Here is an 18905-nt window from a genome sequence, read left to right as displayed (position 1 = left end):
GTCCGAGTCGACGCCCTCCTCGTCGGTGAGCCGCCCGTGCCGGCCCAGTCATGTGTGGAGCCACGCGGCACGGTCCGGCGATTCCGGATGATGCGCATCACGCTCCCTGGGTGACGCGCGTCATGCGCCCCTCTCCCGGGGCGGACCCTTCCGCGATCTTCGGTTGACTTTCACGGCGACAGGCGTCATTTTGATTTCTGGATGTTAAGCATCATCCACAATGGAGTGGAAATCCTCGTCGCCCAACGCATGCGCCGCCCTGGAGACAGGTCTGCCGGCTGCCCTCCTCGAGGGCGAGGCCCGTACGGACCGCGGGGGTGTCGCGCACCGCCGGCCGCGGCGGAGCGCCTCTTCGGCGGGCAGCCGCGGTCCGCCTGTCAGCGATCGCGTCTCCGCCTGTCACAGCAGTGAATCCCGCACATGAGGACCAACCCCATGACCAGTGCAGCCACCCGCCCGGACGTGAAGCGGGGGACCATCCCCGTCTTCGCCACGGCGACCGCCATCACCGTTTCCAACATCTACTTCACCCAGCCGCTCCTCGACGAGATCGCCCGGGGCTTCCACACATCGCCCTCGACCGCCGCGCTGGTGGCCACGACCGGGCAGATCGGCTACGCGCTGGGCATCATCGCCATCGTGCCGCTCGCGGACGGCGTGCGGCTTCGCCGCCTGTCGACCCTGCTGCTGGCCGTCACCGCCGCGGCCCTCCTCGCGGGCGCCGCCGCCCCGTCGATCGCCCTGCTGAGCATGGCCACCCTCGTACTCTCCGCCAGCACCGTCCTCCCGCAGGTCATCATGCCGACCATCGTCTCCATGGCGACTCCGGGCCATGCGGGCCGGGTCCTCGGGGCGGTGGGGACCGGCCTGACGATGGGAGCCCTGCTCTCGCGCACAGCGGCCGGCCTCATCGCCGAGGCCACCGGGACCTGGCGGGCCGGCTTCGCCGTCGCCGCCGTGGCCACCAGCGCCTTGCTCCTGATCCTCCCGCGCTACATGCCCGCCGAGCCGCCGGCCCCGGCCGGACCACGGCAGAGCTATCTCCGCCTGCTGGCCTCGCTTCCCGGGCTGGTCACCGAGCACGCGCCGCTGCGGCTTTCGGCCGCGTTGGGAGCGACGGTCTTCGCGGCCTTCTCCGCCTTCTGGTCGTCACTCGCCTTCCACCTCACCGAGGCCCCGATCGCGCTGGGACCCGCGGCGATCGGCCTCTTCGGCCTGTTCAGCGTCCCCGGAGCGCTGGCCGCCCGCTACTCGGGGCGGCTCACCGACCGTTGGGGCGCTCGAAGAGTCAACGCCCTGGCGCTCACGTCGACGCTGCTCGCCTTCGCCCTGTTCGGGTTCGCCGGCCAGTCGCTGGTCGCCCTCGCCGTCGGCTGCAACCTGCTCGGCTACGGGACCACCAGCGGCCAGATCGCCAACCAGGCGCGCATCTTCGGCGCGCGGCCCGCGATCAGGGCCCGCCTCAACACCGTCTACATCTTCGCGGTGTTCGCGGGAGGCGCCCTCGGATCCGCCGTCGCCGGGGTGATGTTCTCCGCTTTCGGGTGGGGCGGCGTGGTGGGCAGCGGACTGGGCTTCGTCCTGCTCGCCGGAATCGTCCTCGTCCGGCACGCCCTGCACGTCCGTCGAGACGCCGACGGTACGGCCGTGGTCGCCGGTGCCGTACCGGAGGAGGACATCCGCAACCAGCGGGTTGTCAGGGCGAGTTGGGAATGAATCCGCGGTGGCCGCACGTTGACCACCGCCGACCGACTCTCCTCCCCAGGGAAGAAGGCAGGCCCGTGACGTACGCGCCGACCACCATGCGCGCTCTCCAGCTCTCCGCCCCCGGCCCCGTGGACAATCTGCGTCTGATCACACTCCCGCTCCCGCCCCGTCGGGACGGCTGGGTACGCATCCGCGTCGAGGCGTTCGGCCTCAACCGCTCGGAGCTGAAGCTTCGACTGGGTCTGAGCGTGGGCGTCGGCTTTCCCCGGGTGCCGGGTATCGAGGCCGTCGGCACCGTCGACGCGGCTCCGGCCGGCAGCGGGCTGACCGTGGGGCAGAAGGTCGTCGCGATGATGGGCGACATGGGGCGCACCTATGACGGCGGCTACGCCGAATACACGTCCGTGCCGCTGTCCCAGGTCATCCCCGTCGACACCGACCTGCGATGGGAGTCGCTGGGCGCCCTGCCGGAGATGGTGCAGACCGCGTACGGCTCACTCACGGTCGGTCTGGACCTGCGGCCCGGTCAGTCCGTGCTGATCCGCGGCGGCACCTCCTCGGTGGGCCTGGCGGCCGCCGCGCTGGCCGCCTGGCGCGGCGCCACGGTGCTGGCCACCACCCGGCGGCCCGGCCGCCTGGCCTCGCTGAAGCGGCACGGTGTCGACCACCCGCTGCTCGACACCGGCGAGGTCGCGCCCGCGGTGCGCGAACTGTATCCGGACGGCGTCGACGCCGCCCTCGATCTCGTCGGCACTCCGACCCTGCCCGACACCCTGCGCGCGGTGCGCGTGCACGGCACGGCCTGCTTCGGCGGCAGCCTCTCCAACCAGTGGACGGTGCGCGACTTCTCCCCGAACGAGTACCTGCCGAGGGGGGTGCGCCTGGCGGGTTACTTCGGCGACGCCGCCGACCTGCCCCGGGAAGCCTTCCAGGAGATCCTCGACGCGGTCGCGGCGGGCCGGCTGGCCTTCCCCGTGGACCGCGTCTACGACGGCCTGGAGCAGGTGCCGCGGGCCCACGACGACATGGAGCACGACCGCGCCACCGGCAAACTCGTCGTCCGGGTCCGGCACGAGCGTCCCTCTCCCCACCTCTGACGACCCGGACCGGAGCTCCCTTTCCACGGCCGCCGGGGCGTCCACCGGTCCCGGATCCTGCTCCACGGTGAGGTGGCGTCGTCCATGTACGGGGGGCGTCTCCGGCTTGGGGAGCCAGTCCACCGCGAGAGTGGCAGCGGCGAGGTGGTGGTGGACGTCGCGGTCAGGATTCCGTGGGCCGAGCGGCCAGGATTCCGCTGAGCAGACCCGTGGACTGGCCCACCTCGACGAGGTAGCCGTCCGGGTCGCGCAGGTAGCAGCGGAGTTCCGACGCCCGGTCGAGGGGCTCGGTCAGGAAGCGCGCGCCGTGCGCGACGGCGTGCGCGTGGAAGGCCGGCATGTCGGCCACGCGCACGTTCAGGAATCCGGACACCCGCTCGGTGCTCCGCGGCACTTCCAGCGTGACGTCCGGCTTGTCCGGGGTGGGGCCGCCGCCGGGGTTCATGATGATCCAGCTGTTCGCCACCTTGACGATCGCCGGGTTCTCCTCCATCACGACCTCACCGCCGAAGACATCGGCGTAGAAACGTCGCGAGACCGCGACGTCGCTCACCGTCAGGAAGTGGGTGAGGAGAAGACCGTGCTCAGGTACGGGGAGGTCACCGTGAGAGGTCATCGGTTCCCCACCTCCAGGCAGGGGGGCGGCTTCCCCGCGCCTTTCAGCCGCTCCTCCGCCCCCGTGTGACCGCAGCTCTCGCGGGCGTTCTGAATCCCTTTCGGACACCGTGTCGCACCTTCCCGTAGGTCCACCACGTCACAGGGCGGGCGCGCCACCTTCATCGGTGGAGTCGCACGTCCGGTCCTGTGACCGTCGTACGCGATGACCGGGTAGGCCGTGGATCTGTGACGACCGGACATCGGGGCCCGCTCGGCGGCCCGGCCGAGCAGGCCCCGGCGGCAACCGGCCGAGTCCTACGGCGTGATGGGCCGCGGCAGACGTGTGCCGTCGACGTACAGGTCGACGTGTTCGTTGTAGAACGCCGTCATGCCCGCGACGCGGCTGGCCTGGATCGTGGGGAAGTCGTACATCCAGGCGATGTCGTCATGGGTGGCGACGTCGCCGTCGAACGACCAGTAACTGCTGGTGGTTCCCTTGTACGGGCAGTGGGTCACGGTGTCGGAACGGCGCAGCAGGGTCCAGTCGACATGCTCGCGGTCGAGGTAGTACCGGGTCGGCAGGCCGGTCTCGAACAGCTTCACACAGTTCGGCGCGTCCGCCAGCACGACGCCGTCCAGCTCCACGCGGACACCGCTGGACGAGCGCAGGGCGTCCATCCGGGAGTAGGGACTGCGCGGGTGGACGAAGACCGGCTCGTCCTCCTCGAACCAGGAGTCCAGCGCCTTCCATTCGAAACGGACGGTGCCGCGCAGGGGCCGCGGAGCGTCCTCGCCCCAGACCCACGCCGCGCCCGCGCGGACCTCGGACCCGATACGCAGCGAGTGGCGTCGCGCGGGCCCGGCGCCCAGCACTTCGACGTGGTCGTCGTCCGTCAGCACACCCTCGGCCATGTCCTCGACCGGGATGCTGAACTGGGGATAGGCAGGCCACTCCCACACGTACAGTGCACGCCGGGTGTCGAAGACGGTGCGGCCACCGATCAGCCCGCGGATGCGCCGCGGTACGGGCTCCACGTGTCCGATCGGGGCGAGCGGGCGAGGGTAGGACACGCTTTCTTCAGCCATCGGCTTTCTCCTCGGGTCAGTTGATACGGGGTACGCCCTCGGCGCGGGGTGTCACCGGTCTCCGCCGGCACGGACGCGGGTGTGCGTCGCAGCCCTGGCGGACGCGGCCGTCCACGGCGTGGTGACGGGTCGCCCCCGAGGCGAAGGCCGCCGCCGCATCCGCCGTGCGGCGCGGAAGCGGCCTTCGTGGGAGGCAGGGGCCTGGCGGTGGGCCATTGCGGGGCGGGACTACTGCTGCTGGGCGACCCAGTCGGCGAAACGCACCTTGCCGATACGGACGTCGGGGCCGGGGAGCAGGGTGGTCTCCCGCAGCTGGGCACCGAAGTAGGGAGCCCTGGGATCCGCGACGACCGTACGGGGGTCGTTCTTGGCGGCGAGGCCCTTGCCGATCAGCTCGTCCAGCTGGAACGTGTCGGGACCGGCCACCTCGACCACGCCGTTGACCGGTGTGCCGACGGCGGTGGCGCCCACGGTGGCGGCGACGTCGTCGGAGTGGACGGGCCGGATTCCGACCGGGGCGAGATGCACGGTGTCGCCCCGGGTGCCCGCCTCCGCGATGCCCTTCATGAACTCGAAGAACTGCGTGGCGTGAACGATGGAGTAGGGAATCCCGGACTCCTCGATCAGCTCCTCCTGCACCTGCTTGGCACGGAAGTAGCCGCTCTCCTGCAGGCGTTCGGTACCGACCACGGACAGCGCGACATGGTGGGTCACGCCGGCCTCCCGCTCGGCCTTCAGGAGGTTGGTGGTGGAGGTACGGAAGAACTCCATGACGTCGTCGTCCGCGAACGAGGGGGAGTTGGAGACGTCCACCACCACCTGGGCGCCGCGCAGGACTTCGGCCACGCCCTCACCCGTCAGTGTGTTCACACCGCTGTTGGGAGAGGCCGGCACCGTCTCGTGGCCGTGTTCGGCGAGTCTGCCCACCAGCTTCGATCCGATGAGTCCGGTTCCGCCGATGACTACAACCTTCATGATGGGGTCCTCTCGGATAGGTGCCCCTGTGCGGCGCGCCGCAACCGGCGACGCGGTTCCCCCGGACACGGGGTCGTTCGCACAGGTCGGCAGTGTCTGTACGAACAGAGACAGGGCAACGGCGGTCCGTGTGGCACCGCACTCGCAGCGCTCGCTCGGTGGAGTGGGGCCGGCACGCCGCGGCGCCGCGTCACGCGCTCGACCACACGGACCCGGACACCACCGGGCCCCGACCCATGTCACAGATGCGCGACTCACCCGGACATCACGAGGAGACGGTCATGGCGACCGGACGCGGGGCCTCACGGCCGGCGGACGGTGTGCCGCCCATGGCCATGTGGATGATCTACGGAAGGCGCGGCACGATGTCGGACAAGGACTCAGCGCACGACCACGGACACGGCGGGCACGGACACGGGAACGGCGGGCACGGACACAGGAACGGTGAGGACGGGCCGAGTTGGACGCGGGCCGCGAAGATGCTGCAGGACGCGTCACCGATCACCGTCCCCGAGGGAGCCTCGGCGATGACGATCCACGTGGAATGGGAGCCCGGCGACCCGGGAACCCCTCCGCACCGCCACTCGGGCCCGGCGTTCGGGTACGTCGTGGAGGGGGCGGTCCGCTTCGAGCTCGAAGGTGAGCCGGAGCGCGTGATCGAGGCCGGCGGTACGTTCTGGGAGCCAGGCGGCGACGTCGTCCACTACCAGGACGGCAACGCGCTGGCCGACGCCCGCACCCGCTTCGTGGTGACCATGCTGTGCGCGCCCGGCAGGCCCATGCTCGACCTGGTCGACGAGGCGGAACTCGCCCGGCGTGCCCATCTGCGCGCCCCGCGCCCCACCGCCTGACCCCGTGCCCTCCTGACACGGACCGAGGGACCCGTCCGCTCGTGGGAGGGCGCGGCGGAGATGCCTTCACGAGGGCATCACTTGTCGAGTGATGCCACGTAGGGGTGTAGTTTGTCGGGGTTCATGACCCACATGATGCGTTCGATGCCGTGTTCCGACGCGTCCACGGTGAGCAGGACCATCGGGTTTCCGTGGGACGAGACGAGGACGGCCGGGCCGCCGTTGCTCTCGACCCAGCGGATGTCGGTCTGGGGCCAGAAGCGCGGTGCGAAGGCGACGAGGTATTTGGACACGTGGGGACGGCCGACGACCGGGATCTTCGATGCGCCGCGGATGCCTCCGCCGTCGGTGTAGCTGACCACGTCGGCGCTGAGGACGTCCTCGAGTGCCGACAGGCTGCCTGTCTGGGCCGCGACGAGGAAGACCTCCAGGAGTCTGCGGTGGGCGTCGGGGCTGGCGGGTTCCCTGCGCTCCGCCGAGAGGTGTTTGCGGGCGCGGCTCACGAGCTGGCGTGTATTGGGTTCGCTGGTCTCGAGGATGTCCGCGATTTGTGCGTAGGGGTAGTCGAAGGCTTCCCGCAGGACGTAGGCGGCCCGTTCGACGGGGTTGAGCTTCTCCAGGAGGAAGAGGACGGCCATGTCGAGTGCCTCGGCCCGTTCCGCGCCCAGTTGGGGGTCGACGCTGGTGTCGACGGGTTCCGGGAGCCAGGGTCCGATGTAGGTCTCACGCCGTACCCGGGCGGACTGGGCGAGGTTGATGGCGAGGCGGGCGGTGATCGTGGCCAGGAACGCGGCGGGTTCGCGGATGTCGGTGCGGTCGGTGTTCTGCCACCGCAGCCAGGCTTCCTGGACGATGTCCTCGGCTTCCACGGCGCTGCCGAGCACGCGGTACGCGATGCCGAAGAGCTGGGGACGGGCCGCGACGAAATCCCTCGTTGCCCGGTCGAGGGCGTCTGCGTCATCCCCGGCGGACATGGATCTCCCTCAGTCAGTTCGCGGCTGCCACGACGCAAATGTTCTCACGGATAAAAGATGTCCGAGTAAGGGGGGTGGGCTCTTCCGGTCCGCGGCGCTCACCGGAGCCGGCGCCGCCCCATGGCGGGGGGAGTCGGGTCCGTCCCGTGCCGTCCGCGTCGGCCGGGCGGCACGGGACGCATCTCGCGGCGAGCGGCGTCAGTCGAAGAGGGCTACGAGTCCGTTCACCCAGATCGCGAGGAACGCGAGGACCGCCACCAGGCATCCGGCCCCTGCCAGGAATCCGGCGAAGCCACTTCGCCCGCTGTCCGCCTTCGAGCCGGACGGCACCGTGTCCCAGTCGACAGGGCGTCCCATGTCGTCGGAGCAGGCCGCCCGCACCGCCGCCAGTTGCTCCATCGCAAACGTCGATCGGGCAAGCGACTCGGGGCCGCGCCAGGCGAGAGCGCGCATCCGCTGCGGAGCCGTGCGGTGTCTCGCCTCGAAGGCGGAGGTCTCAGCGGCGTCCCGGTCCTGCTCGAGATACATCCAGCGGCCCGCTTCCGCGGGGTCCCCGTACAGGCGGTACACCTCGGCCAGACGGCGGCGAAGCTTCAGGTCGTGCGGAAACGACGACACCAGCCCGCGCAGGCGCTGGCGCGCTACCGGAACCCGGCCGGCGGCGAGGTCCGCGTCGACCTGGGCAAGGGTGTCTCTCAGAGGCATACGCGCATGATCGTGTACCACGCCGACCGCCGGCGACCTGTTTTCCCCGCTCAGCACCTGCCCGCGCGCCCCCGTCGGTCACATCGCGTGGCCACGGGCTTCGTACGGGTGAGGGGCCCGGCCCGACGGCGTGCCGCCGGGCCGGGCCCCTCAAGGAGCGGGCGGGGGCGGTCAGTTCGCGCCGTCCTCCCAGTGGTGGACGGCGGTGGTGGCGGTGACGTCGTCGGCGTAGACGAGTGCCACGCGGTGGTTGTACTGGATGGTGTACATCTTCTTGGCGCCGATGACGACCGCTCCGGAGGTGAAGTAGTCGTCGGTGGCGGCCGGGGGCCGGGTGGCGACGTAGGCCTGGCCTGCCGGGACGGTGTACATGCTGAGGGGTGCCTGGGTGGAGGCGCCGAGGCCGGCGGGGTATTCCGACTTGTCGGGGTAGCTGGAGCCGTAGACGGCCGCCGGGGTGGCGCCCGCGGCCTTGATGATCTTCACGCCGTAGGCGCACTTGGTGTTCTGGCCGCCGGGGTTGTGGAACCACACCTCCGCGCCGCCGTACCAGATCGCGGTCCAGTCGCCCTGGACGTCGGCGACGACGAACTGCTGGCCGGTCTGTGCGGTGCTGCCCCAGTCGTTGATCCGGTCGGTGCCCGCGCCGGTGGGGTGGATGGCCTGGTCACCGAAGAGCGGGGCGGTGGCGTCGGGGGCGGTGCGCAGGTACACGAAGTTCGACGCCTGCTGTTTGTCGGTGCAGGCCGGGGTGGAACCGGTGGGGTCGTCGGCGGGGCAGACGTTGACGCTCTGCACGTTGTCGGCGAAGGACGGGTCGATGGTCACGACCGAGCCGACGGAGGGGACGGCGTGCACGCCGCTGAGGGGATGGCCGAGCAGGCGCATGAAGTGGTCCCAGTCCCAGCCGTTGCCCGGGTCCCAGTGCATGCCGGAGACCAGGGAGGAGTTGGGTCCGGCAACGTTGTCGTGCCCGATGATGTGCTGACGGTCCAGGGGTATCTGGAACCGGCCGGCGAGGTACTTGACGAGGTCGGCGGTGGCCTCGTACTGGGCCTCGGTGTACCAGGTGGCGCCCTCGGCCGCGTAGCCCTCGTGCTCGATGCCGATGGAGTGCAGGTTCGTGGAGTAGTTCCCGGCCTGGAAGGCGATGTCCTTGGTGGGCACCATCTGGGTCACCGCACCGTCCGAGGACCGCATCACGTAGTGCGTGGAGGCGGCGTTCTTCGGGTCGGCGAGGGTGTTGATCCCGGCCTGGTAGGTGGACTCCAGGTCGTGGATGACGATGGTGTCGATCCTGATGCCGTTGGCGGGCCGGTTGGAGACCTGGCCGCCGGCCGCGGAGCCGGGCACGAACGTGCAGTCCACGGTCGGCGGGCACTCGGTGTCGGCGGTGGCCACGGTCTTCAGGTGCAGCCGGTCCACCTGCGCGTCCTCGGGACGCACCTGCGGGGTGGCGGCCAGCCGGAGCCGCCGGCCGTTCTCCGTGACACCGGCCGCGCCGTCGCGGATGGTGTCGAAGACCCGGTCGGCGAAGCGAACCGCCGCCTGCTTCTGCGTCGACTGGCTGTAGCGGGCCACGGCCCCGTACCACTGGGAGGCGTCCGACGGCGTGCTGCCGGTCAACTTCGCCTGGTAGGAGGCGAGAAGTGCCGCGCCGCCGCGGATGTTCGCGGCCGGATCCTTGCGCAGCGTCTCCGCGGACAGGCCGGTCAGCTTCGCGGCGGCCTGCAGGGTGTGCAGGGCCGGCTGTGCGGCGAGCGCGGCGAGGTCGTCGCGTCCGGCGGCGCCGGCGTCGCCGCCGGCCATCATGGCGGGGGTGACGTCGGTGAGGTGCATGGGCCCGAAGCCGCCGTCGGCGCTGGGCAGTTCGCCGTGCGACCGCCACCCCGACTCCTGGTAGGCCACGCCGAGAAGGACGTTGAGGGGGATGTGGTACTGCGCGGCGGCGGACGCGAAGTCCTGCTGCCGGGAGGCGTCGGCCGCGTCGCCGGTGGTGTCGGCCAGCGCGGTGAACGGCAGGGTGGCCAGGCCGCCCGCGGCCAGTGCGCTGACGGCGATCACGGTCGAGAGCCGCAGCCGCTTCTTCCTCTGATGCAAGATGCTGTTCCTTACGGAAAATCGAGATGAGTGGTCGTCAAGTAGGCCACGACCAGGCGATCGAGCAGGAGGACAGATGTCGCCGACTCGATGCGCCGACAACTCTATGACCGGCGGACTGGGCCGGTTGTGACATCTGCGGTAGTCGATCCGGAGGTTCAGGACGTGCTGTGAATGGTCGTCGGTTCCACGTCCGGCGGTCGGACGTGCGGGTCCGGCCCGATCCGTGATGCGGGTGGTGCCGCGACGCCGTCCGCGCGGCAGGCGTCCGGGCTTCGAGAGCGGCGTCGGCCTGCTCGCCGACGGCTGGGGGACCGGGTGATGCCGCTCGGCGCTCGACCACACCGACTGGGAAGGGTTCGAGATCCCGCGCCGCCACCAGGGGTTCGCTGTCCGGGCAGTCCCCGTCGCGCGGTTCAACGCGCCACCCATTGATGTGACGGCTGTCACAAATCAGCGTGCCGTCCAGTCATTCAGGTATACGCAGAAAATCGAGTCAGCCCGATGTGCAACCGCAACTTGGACTGAACGCCGTGACACCCCCGGTGCCGCGAGAACCCCAGGACGGGAGGCGAGACGCCATGTTGATCGAGGCCGACACATGCATCTGTCGAGGTGCGTATGTGACTGTTTCCTCCGCATCGGAGCATCCACGGGATGTCGGTGGCTCCCTCTCCGACGCCGGGTGCTCCGTCGACGGCCGGGCCGCCGAGGAGTGGCCCCCGCCGCCTCCCCCCGAGATGTGGCTGGTAGGTCTTGAGACACGCACCACGGATGGTCCGCCTGTCTGGCGGTACTACGTCGTGGATCACGCCCGCAGTTCCTGCCAGGCGTCCCGGGCGGCACTTCAGCGCGCCGACAGCGCTCCGGAGAGGGCTGCCTGGGGACGGCCCGGTGAGACCGGTCGGATCGAGCGTGTCGAAGTCCAGCGGATACTGCAGGACGTACTGGGGAACGTCACGCTCGCACGCCGCTCCTGAATTCCCCGACTCCCCGACTCCCCGGCGAGAGCCTTCTCCGCGAGGACGTGCTGTCGGGGGTGGGAGGGGGCCCGGAATCCGCGTAGGGCCCTGAGCCCGGCGGTGCTCGGGGCATCCGGATGGCCCGATCCGTGGCCCCGATGTCCTGGACGCACCGGGCGGGCGCCGAGGCCGCCCCGCATGATGGACGAGAGCCGGTCGGAGAGGTCTTCCTCGAAGGGCCCGAAGCGTCCGAAGCGGCCGGCTCGGTCTCGCGGACGGCGTACGCCGGTCCTCCCCCGCACGGCAGCGCGCGGAGGAGGGAGCGGGGGAAGGCGGATGGCGGAGGCGGGATCCGTGCGGCACGCGGTCGGGGGAGTTCCCTGGCACGCACGGCAAGCGCGTGGTCGGACGGGGAACGAATCGCTGGTCCTCGGAACGGCCCGGGTCCGGAACGGCGCGCGGATCAGGAGGAATCCGTGGTGGTGGACGATTCCAGGCACCGGGACGGGACGCCGAAGTCGGGGAATGCCGCTCGTCCCGCGGTCCTGGGCACGCCGGCCGGGCGCGTGGTGCGGAAGCGGTCCCGGTAGATGCCGGGGCTCACCCCGAGTTGACTGCGGAAGGTCCGCCGCATGGTTTCCTCCGTGCGGAATCCGCTGCGTCGCGCGACGGTGTCGAGCGGTTCGTCGCCGCCTTCGAGGAGCGCTTGGGCCGCTTCCAGACGGATGCGTTTCACGTACTCGCCGGCCGTGGTGCCGATCTCCGTACGGAACAGCCGGGTCAGGTGCCGCGAGCTCAAGGCCGCTCTGTCCGCCAGCGCCCGCAGGCTGTGGTCACCCTGAGGGTCGGCGGCCACACGGTCCAGGACGTCACGCAACGGCGAGTTCTCGGGGCGAGGGGATTGCTGACGCACGCTGAACTGGGACTGTCCGCCGGGCCGGGCCATGAAGACCACCAGGTACTTGGCGACCGCGCGGGCGACGTCCGGACCCAGGTCGGACTCGACGAGCGACAGCGTCAGATCGATGCCGGCGGTGATCCCGGCAGAGGTGATGAACCTGCCGTCCCTGACGAAGATCGCCTCGGAGTCCACCTGGACGTGCGGGTAGCGGGCGGCGAGGTCCGCCGCGAGCTTCCAGTGGGTGGCGGCCCGGCGCCCGTCCAGGAGCCCGGTTTCGGCCAGGGGGAACGTGCCGGCGCAGACGGCCGCGACCGTGGCGTCGCCGGACCTGTCGGCGAGCCGGGTGATGCCCTCGACGAGCGGTGTGTCGGCGACCGCGTTCCACCACTGGGGACCTCCGGGGACGACCAGCGTGTCGAAGCCGGAATCGAAGTCGCCGAGCGCCATGTCCGGTACGAGCCGGAGCCCGGCGGTGGTGCGCACCGGCTGCCCGTCGGGGGAGACGGTGGTCAGCCGGTAGTCGCCGCCGTACTCGTTGGCCGCCGCGTACACGTCCAAGGGCCCGGTGACGTCGAGCGACTGCACACCGTCGAACATCAGGACAACGACGCGATGGCGCGCCGCGTGCCGGGCGGCCCCCGTGGACCGATCATCGGACGGCTGGGCGGGAACCGTGTGTCCATTCCTCATGTGTCTCTCCGTCGTCGCGGGTGTGGGCAGGGCCCGCGGTGAGCGGGGAGCGGGGTCGCCACGGTCGTCCGCACGTGCCTGGGCCGGTGTTCCGGCTCCTTCCGGTTCACGTACCGGGGGCGTCGTGGAGCCGGGGGCTCGCTGGAGGGCGATCATGGCGGCGTCGTCGCCCAAGGGACCGCCGGTGTGCTCGGAGAGGTCGCCTTGGACGTACCGGAGGAGTTGCTCCGGGCCGGCGCCGCCCCAGGAGGCGACCCGCTCCCTCAGGGGGTAGAAGGTGCCTGCCCCGTCGCGGGCCTCGGTGATGCCGTCGGTGTACAGCATCAGGACGTCCTCGGCGGCGAAAGGGAAGGTGTCCTGGTGGTGGTCGCGAGCGGAGAAGCTCCCCAGGCCCAGGGGCGGGCTGCATCGCTGAGGCTTGAGGAGGGTGGTGCGGCCCCCGCCCGAGAGCAGGGGCGCGGGATGGCCGCAGCTGACCGCGTGGACCACCCGGTGGTCGTCGGGGATCTCCAGCAGCAGAGCGGTGACGAAGCGCTCGCCGGCCTCGTGGTCGTTTTCGATGGCCTCGTCCAGGTGGCTGCGGATACTGGCCTCGAGGTGGGCGGCCACTTCGGGGAGGGTGGGGTAGCAGCGGGCGGCTTCCCGGAACGCGCCGAGCGCGGCCGCCACCTCGTGGATGCCCTGGAGCCCCTTGCCGCGGACGTCGCCGATCAGGACGCGCGTGGCACCGGGGATGCGGACGGCCCCGTACAGGTCGCTGCCGACCATGGCATGCGCGTCGGACGCCTGATAGGTGGCCGCGATACGCAGCGGGCCGAGCTGATCGGGAAGGGGGCGCAGAACGACCCCTTGAGCGATCTCCGAGACGGCGCGCAGGGCGTTCACCTCCACGCGGTGACGCTGTCGCAGGGCGCAGAAGACGATGACGACCGCGCAGACGGCGAGCATGGTCACGGACTGCGAGGCGGTGGCGAACAGCAGCCGAGGGCAGCCGAGGCCGAGGCCGATTCTCACCGCGCCCGACACGAGGACGACTCCTGAGGTGAGCGTGGGGCCGGCGAACGTCGCTGCCGCCGCCGAGACCGCGGCGAACAGGGTCGCCCAGCCCATGGCGGGGACGTACGCCCCGTCGAGCACGATGACGCCCACCAGGACCAGGAGTACGGCGACCAGCCGCAGACGCGGCCGCGGGGAGCCGTGGGGGACGCCGGCCCGGCCTGCGCCGGGGACGGTGGCCCGCCGGAAGGCCGCGGAGGGGTGGGGGAGAGTCGGAGAAGTGATCACGCACTGTTCCTAACGGAGTCGGGGACCACTGCCCGGCATGTCGAGCGCGCGGGGCGGTCGACGGGCAGTCTCTGCGGATCCCGTGCGAGGTCCCCGGGCGTGGGAACGGCGTTCCTGCCGGGAGAAGCGGGCTCCGCTCGCGAACCGATCAGAGGAAGCGCCGCACATCGCCGCCATGTGGTGTCCGTGTGCGCTCCGAGCAGGTCACAGTCGCGGCCTTTCCAGGTATGACCGCTTATGCTCCTAATTCGTGACATCGGTGACGGGTCGATCGGATGAGGTCCGGCGACTCGGGGCCCGTCGACCGCTCCCTCGGCAGCCCCCCGGGGGTGGCCGCTGGCGCGAGCCGGGACATCGCGATCTCCGGGTCCCCACTGTCATGTGCTTGCACGGCGTCCAGTGGGGTGGGAGCCCGTGGGCCGGGGTGTCACCGGCTCATGTGCAGGGTCACCAGCAACTGCCACACCTGGTGGGCGACTTCCTCCGGGGTGCCCTCCAGCAGACCGTGCAGCCAGTCCGCGAGCACCCCCGCGAAGGTGGCGGCGACCGCGGAGGCGACGAGGGCGGCGTCCGGGGCGCCCGCGAGAGTCCGCTCGGTCAGGCTGCGGGCGCGCAGATCCCGGTGCAGGACGTGGCCGAGCGGGCCGCCGCCGCCGGGACTCAGGAGGGCCCGGTAGAGGCCGGCGTGCGGTGCGAGGCCGGTGAAGAACGACCGGAGCGCGGGCGGCGCCGACACCGGGTCGGGCCGCCCGCGCCACGCGTGCAGCGCGTCCACGGCCTCTCGTACGACATCGGCGCAGGCGTCCACCGCGAGCGCCTCCAGGTCGGCGTAGTGCACGTAGAACGTGGCCCGGCCGACCCCGGCGCGCCGCACCAGCGTGGCGACGCCGACCTCCTCCAGCGGGCGCTCCGCGCACTCCGCGAGGAGAGCCTGCCGCAGCCTCTCCCGGGTGCGGGCCGCCCGGGGATCCTCCGTCGTCACCGGGCGACGAGGACGGCGGCCAGGGCGAGCGCGCCGGGCAGCGCCTGCGCGAAGAGGATGCGCCGGTTCGCCGTGACCGCTCCGTACACCCCGGCGACCACGACGCACACGAGGAAGAAGACCTGCACGCGGAAGCCGGTCGGATCGGCGGCGAGCAGCCCCCACACCAGGCCCGCGGCGAGGAAGCCGTTGTAGAGCCCCTGGTTGGCGGCCATCGGCGCGGTCGCCCGGGCCATCTCCGGATCGAAGCCGTGCAGCCCCCGCCCCGGCTTTTTCTCCCACAGGAACATCTCCATCACCAGGATGTACGCGTGCAGCGCGGCCACCAGGCCCACCAGTACGTTCGCGACCGTCTCCATCGTCAGCATGCTCCCTCGTACGAACGGAATTCCTGGACAGGTGTCCACTATAACTGGACACCTGTCCAGGAAGTCTGGGGGTACCCCTGGTTGCCCCGTGCGCCCCCTGGGTAGAGCGATGCAGCGGTTTCCTTTGCCGGAGGGGGAGTTCACGTGTCGGGCAGCCTCGCGCCAGGGGGATGGAGCGGGAGTGAGCGGGGAATGTGGGCCGCCTTCCGGAGGGGCGAGTGGTACGCGGACGGGGGAGAGGTACGGGCCGCGGTCGTCCGCAGGCTGCTGCTCGCGCCGCCGCCGGCGGAACCGGGCCACCTGCCCCGGCTGCGGATCAGGGACGTACGGATCACCGGACGGCTCGACCTCGCCGAGGCCGTCGTCGCCGGGACCCTGCGGCTGCGCAACTGCCGTTTCGAGCAGGTCCCGTGTCTCGACGGCGCGGCACTGGGCGCCCTCGAACTGCGCGACTGCGTGCTGCCCGGACTCTCCGGGGTGGGCGTCACCATCGGCGGGAAGTGCGAGATCACGGGGTGCCGGGTGGAAGGGCCCACGGATCTCTACGGCGCCTCGATCGGCGGCACCCTGCACCTGGAGAACAGCCGTCTGACCGGGCACGGTGAGCGACGCGGCGAACGCGCCCTGCATCTCCTGTGTGCCACGGTCGGAGGCGACATCCAGGCCGGTTCGGGCTTCGCCGTCGACGGCCGCACCGACCTGCGCGACACCTCCGTACGCGGCAGCGTCGTGCTCACGGGCGCCGAGCTGCGCAACCCGTCGGGCACGGCGCTCAAGGCCAACCGGCTGCACATAGGCGGGAACCTGAACTGCCGCGGCGGGTTCGTCGCCGAGGGCACCGTCGACCTGTGCGACGCCAGGGTGGGCGGCGGTGCGCTCTTCGAGGACGCCTCGCTCCGCGCCGGGCACGGGCCGGCCCTGCGTGCCCACGGCATAGACGTCGGGGCCGAGTTCAACCTCTGTGACGGGTTCACCGCGCTCGGCAGGCTCTCCATGAGCAGCATCACGGTGCGCAGCCGGTTCTGCTTCAAGGACGGCCTCATCGACGCCCCCGCGGGACAGCCGGCCCTCATCAGCCGGCGCTCCACCGCCTCCGAACTCGACCTGCGCTTCCGGGAACCCGTCAAGGGCTGGGTCTCCCTCAGCCACACCCGGGTCACCGTACTGAACGCCACCCCGGAGACCTGGCCCGCAGCAGTGCGCATGGACGGCATGGTCTACGACAGCCTGCTGCCCCAACTGCCCGCCCGGCAGAGGCTTCCGCTGCTCGCCCGGGACCCCGAGGGGTTCACCCCGCAGCCGTACGAACAGCTGGCGGCCACCTACCGGCAGCACGGCCACGACCGTGACGCCCGCACGGTGCTGCTCGCCCAGCAGCGCAGGCTGCGTGGCACACTGCCGTGGCCGGGACGGGTGTGGAGCGGCTTCCAGGATCTCACCGTCGGCTACGGATACCGGCCGATGCGCGCCGTGTGGTGGCTGTGCGCGATCATGCTCAGCGGGATCCTGCTGTTCACGCGCTGGCCGCCGCAGGCGGTCGACCCGGGCAAGCCGCCCCGCTTCCAGGCGGCCATCTACACCTTCGACCTGGTGCTGCCGCTCGTCGACTTCGGGCAGGAGCAGGCGTTCAGCCCACGGGGTGGCCTGCAGTGGGCTGCCGTGGTCCTCGTCTGCCTGGGCTGGCTGCTCGCGACGACGGCCGCCGCGGGCGCCAACCGCGTCCTCCGCAGGAACTGACACACCCCCGAGGCGGGTCCGGGCCGGGGCCGGGGTGACGGGGCAGACCGGCAGGATGCGGTGCGCGCCGGACGCGGCGGGCTCGCGATCGGCTCCCGGACGGCCTCCGCTCGGCTCGCCGGCCCCCGCCCCCGCGGACGTACGATCGCGGACGGCGCTCGGCAGCCCGAACCGTGCGCACCGCCCACCGTGCGCACCGCCCACCGCGACCGCCGTGGCCCGCCGCCGTCAGGCGTCCGGTGCCTCGTGGACGCGCTCACCGCCCACATAGGTCAGCGCGACCCCCGTCGCGCCGATCTCCTCGGGCGGCCCGGCGTACGGGTCGCGGTCCAGCACCACGAGATCGGCCAGCGCTCCCGCGATCACGCTGCCGGTGTCGTCGAGATGGTTGGCGTACGCGGACCCCGCGGTGTACGCCGTGAACGCGGCCGTCAGCCCGAGGCGTTCGGCCGGCAGGAACACCGGCTCCGTCCCGTCCGGGGCCGTCCGGTTGACCGCGACATGGATGCCCTGGAGAGGGTCGGGACTGCTGACCGGCCAGTCGCTGCCCGCCGCGAGTCGCGCCCCGGACCGCAGCAGCGAGCCGAACGGGTACTGCCGGCCGGCCCGTTCGGGCCCGAGGAAGGGAATGGTCAGCTCGTCCATCTGCGGTTCGTGCGCGGCCCACAGGGGCTGGATGTTGGCCGTGGCGCCGAGCCGCGCGAAGCGGGGTACGTCGTCGGGGTGCACGACCTGGAGGTGGGCCAGGTGCGGACGCGTGTCGCTCGGGCCGTTCGCCTTCCGTGCCGCCTCGACCGCGTCCAGGGCGTCCCGTACGGCCCGGTCGCCCAGCGCGTGGAAGTGGCACTGGAAACCGAGGGCGTCCAACTCGGTCACGTACGCGGGAAGCCGGGCCGGATCGATGAAACTGGTGCCCCGGTTGGCGGTGGCGCAGCCGCACGTGTCGAGATAGGGGTCCAGCAAGGCGGCGCTGCCGTTCTCGGCGACCCCGTCCAGCATCAGTTTGACGCTGGTGGCGCGGAACCGGCCATGGTTCAACGCGGCCCGGCGCTCCACGAGTTCGGGGATCTGCTCGGCCCCGCGTTCCCGGTCCCACCACAGCGCGCCGACGACCCGCGCGGTCAGCGAGCCCTCGCGGGCCGCCGTCAGATACGCGTCCGACGGGTCCTCCATCCCGAGGAAGGCGCCGACGAGCGCGTCCTGCCAGGCGGTGACGCCGAGCGCGTGCAGATGCCGCTGCGCGTACAGCAGTGCGGCGAGCCGGTCCGCCGGGGTGGCCGGGGGAGTGAGCCGGCCGACGTACCGCATGGCTCCTTCCTGGAGCATCCCGGTGGGCTCGCCCGAGGCGTCCCGCTCGAAGCGCCCGTCGGCCGGGTCCGGGGTGTCGCGGGTGACACCCGCGAGCTCCAGGGCGCGGCTGTTGGCCCAGGCGCCGTGGTGGTCCCGGTTCGGCAGGTACACCGGCCGGTCGGGGACGACCGCGTCCAGTGCCTCCTTCGTCGGTGTACCGCCCTCGAACGCCTCCATGGACCAGCCACCTCCCGTGATCCACTCCCGGCCGGGGTGTGCGTCGGCGTACGCCCGGACGGCGCGTACGGTCTCCTCGGCGGTCCGCGCGCCCGTGAGATCGCACTGGGCGAGTTCCAGTCCCGCCGGGACCGGGTGGAGGTGCGCGTCCTGGAAGCCGGGCAGCAGCAGCCGTCCCGCGAGGTCGACGACCTGGGTCCGGGGGCCGGTCAGATCGCGCGCCGCGGCCCCGACGGCGGTGATGCGGTCGCCGGTGACGGCGACCTCGGTGGCAGTGGGGCCCTCGGGGGTGAGGACCGGTCCACCGGTGAACAGCAGGTCAGCGTGCATGAGTCCGTTCCTTGGTCGGGGGTCGGGGATCG

14 protein-coding genes are annotated in these 18905 nt (G+C 71.6%); 4 read left to right on the top strand and 10 right to left on the bottom strand.

The genetic code is table 11. The features are described 5' to 3' along the window. Positions 1–435 precede the first annotated feature (435 nt). Both ACFVTC_RS19375 and ACFVTC_RS19370 read left to right on the top strand, forming a co-directional pair. Positions 436–1716, top strand: a complete 1281-nt coding sequence (locus ACFVTC_RS19375) for an MFS transporter (RefSeq protein WP_390128479.1) — start codon at positions 436–438, stop codon at positions 1714–1716. Between the two features lie 86 nt (positions 1717–1802). Beyond that, positions 1803–2804 carry a zinc-binding dehydrogenase gene (locus ACFVTC_RS19370; RefSeq protein ID WP_390128874.1) on the top strand — a complete coding sequence of 334 codons (1002 nt, stop codon included), beginning with the start codon at positions 1803–1805 and terminating at the stop codon, positions 2802–2804. 163 nt (positions 2805–2967) lie between these two features. On the opposite strand, the gene ACFVTC_RS19365 is transcribed toward ACFVTC_RS19370, so the two are convergent. From ACFVTC_RS19365 to ACFVTC_RS19355, 3 genes are all read right to left on the bottom strand, one after another. Further along, positions 2968–3420, bottom strand: coding sequence for a VOC family protein (locus ACFVTC_RS19365; protein WP_390128477.1), 453 nt, complete (start codon positions 3418–3420; stop codon positions 2968–2970). Positions 3421–3716: 296 nt separating this feature from the next. Continuing rightward, complete coding sequence (locus ACFVTC_RS19360) at positions 3717–4487, bottom strand: DUF427 domain-containing protein (protein WP_390128475.1); 771 nt, start codon at positions 4485–4487, stop codon at positions 3717–3719. A gap of 228 nt (positions 4488–4715) precedes the next feature. Then, a complete protein-coding gene (locus ACFVTC_RS19355) occupies positions 4716–5462 on the bottom strand; it encodes an SDR family oxidoreductase (protein ID WP_390128472.1) in 747 nt (248 codons plus the stop codon). 365 nt (positions 5463–5827) lie between these two features. Here ACFVTC_RS19355 and ACFVTC_RS19350 point away from each other — a divergent pair, with 365 nt between their 5' ends. Then, positions 5828–6313, top strand: a complete 486-nt coding sequence (locus ACFVTC_RS19350) for a cupin domain-containing protein (RefSeq protein WP_390128873.1) — start codon at positions 5828–5830, stop codon at positions 6311–6313. 77 nt (positions 6314–6390) lie between these two features. On the opposite strand, the gene ACFVTC_RS19345 is transcribed toward ACFVTC_RS19350, so the two are convergent. The 6 genes from ACFVTC_RS19345 to ACFVTC_RS19320 all read right to left on the bottom strand — a co-directional run bounded on the left by ACFVTC_RS19345 (position 6391) and on the right by ACFVTC_RS19320 (position 15270). Continuing rightward, positions 6391–7287, bottom strand: a complete 897-nt coding sequence (locus tag ACFVTC_RS19345; protein ID WP_390128470.1) for an RNA polymerase sigma-70 factor — start codon at positions 7285–7287, stop codon at positions 6391–6393. Between the two features lie 198 nt (positions 7288–7485). Then, positions 7486–7992 (bottom strand): DUF6584 family protein, encoded by a 507-nt coding sequence (locus tag ACFVTC_RS19340; RefSeq protein WP_390128468.1) that lies wholly within the window; start codon positions 7990–7992, stop codon positions 7486–7488. A gap of 171 nt (positions 7993–8163) precedes the next feature. Then, a complete protein-coding gene (locus tag ACFVTC_RS19335) occupies positions 8164–10092 on the bottom strand; it encodes an N-acetylmuramoyl-L-alanine amidase (protein WP_390128466.1) in 1929 nt (642 codons plus the stop codon). A 1425-nt stretch (positions 10093–11517) separates the two neighbouring features. Next, positions 11518–13929 (bottom strand): SpoIIE family protein phosphatase, encoded by a 2412-nt coding sequence (locus ACFVTC_RS19330; RefSeq protein WP_390128464.1) that lies wholly within the window; start codon positions 13927–13929, stop codon positions 11518–11520. A 427-nt stretch (positions 13930–14356) separates the two neighbouring features. Then, a complete protein-coding gene (locus ACFVTC_RS19325) occupies positions 14357–14911 on the bottom strand; it encodes a TetR/AcrR family transcriptional regulator (RefSeq protein WP_390128462.1) in 555 nt (184 codons plus the stop codon). Further along, the gene (locus ACFVTC_RS19320) at positions 14908–15270 is read right to left on the bottom strand and encodes a DUF1304 domain-containing protein (protein ID WP_390128871.1); all 363 of its coding nucleotides are present in this window, start codon (positions 15268–15270) and stop codon (positions 14908–14910) included. Before ACFVTC_RS19320 ends, ACFVTC_RS19325 begins: the two co-directional genes overlap by 4 nt. Before the next feature lie 201 nt (positions 15271–15471). On the opposite strand from ACFVTC_RS19320, the gene ACFVTC_RS19315 reads away from it, so the two are divergent. Further along, complete coding sequence (locus tag ACFVTC_RS19315) at positions 15472–17016, top strand: oxidoreductase (RefSeq protein WP_390128460.1); 1545 nt, start codon at positions 15472–15474, stop codon at positions 17014–17016. Between the two features lie 228 nt (positions 17017–17244). Here the strand turns inward: ACFVTC_RS19315 and ACFVTC_RS19310 are convergent, their stop codons facing one another. Continuing rightward, positions 17245–18873 (bottom strand): amidohydrolase, encoded by a 1629-nt coding sequence (locus ACFVTC_RS19310; protein ID WP_390128458.1) that lies wholly within the window; start codon positions 18871–18873, stop codon positions 17245–17247. Positions 18874–18905 lie beyond the last annotated feature (32 nt).

This window comes from Streptomyces sp. NPDC057950, from assembly GCF_042887295.1.
Taxonomy (GTDB): Bacteria; Actinomycetota; Actinomycetes; order Streptomycetales; family Streptomycetaceae; genus Streptomyces; species Streptomyces kaempferi.
The sequence above is the reverse complement of the archived record's forward strand: the minus strand, read 5'-3'. Positions and strand labels throughout refer to the sequence as shown.